The sequence below is a fragment of the Azohydromonas sediminis genome (assembly GCF_003574675.1).
Classification (GTDB): Bacteria; Pseudomonadota; Gammaproteobacteria; order Burkholderiales; family Burkholderiaceae_C; genus Calidifontimicrobium; species Calidifontimicrobium sediminis.
The window spans coordinates 1-557 of record NZ_QOAZ01000116.1 but is presented as its reverse complement, the minus strand read 5'-3'; the positions used below and the strand labels follow the sequence as shown (position 1 = coordinate 557).

Here is a 557-nt window from a genome sequence, read left to right as displayed (position 1 = left end):
CACCATCCCTGCCGTTGACACTGCGGCGGGGGAGGTGGCATGGGTGTCGGGCACCAACTACGTGCTCAAAGACCGGCGCGTGGACGGTGACTACACCTATGAGTGCGTGCAGGCCGTTTCCTCGGCGCCGCAGAACACCTACGCGCCCAGCGATACGCGCTCGGCGGGGTACTGGCTCAAGGACGAAGGCGCGCCCACCAACCGGATGGCGCCTTTTGACAAGTACCTGTTCACAAAGGCGCGCAAGCCCACCAGCTTGACCTATGTCATGAAGCTCGACTTCGTGACGGGGCTGGCGATCTACGGAATCGAAGGGGACCACCTCGACATCACTGCAAAGCTGGGCGGTGTGGATCTGGTGCCCCCCATCTCCGTTGATCTGTGGGAGCAGGCCTTCGGCGAGTTCGAGTACCTGTTTGGCGAGCTGAAGCGCGGAACGTACTTCACCCTCAAAGACCTGCCCCTGCGTCCGGGTGTGGAGTTCACGATCACCGTGTCTCGCAACACGCCAGGCGTGGAGGCAGCCGTGGGGTTCATCAGCTTCGGTGTGTGGAAGC

Annotated in this window: 1 pseudogene; it reads left to right on the top strand. The window is 62.7% G+C overall.

Annotation, left to right across the window (positions count from 1 at the left end):
- Positions 1-43: 43 nt before the first annotated feature.
- Positions 44-557, top strand: a pseudogene (locus DRV96_RS17875) (hypothetical protein); the annotation flags it as partial.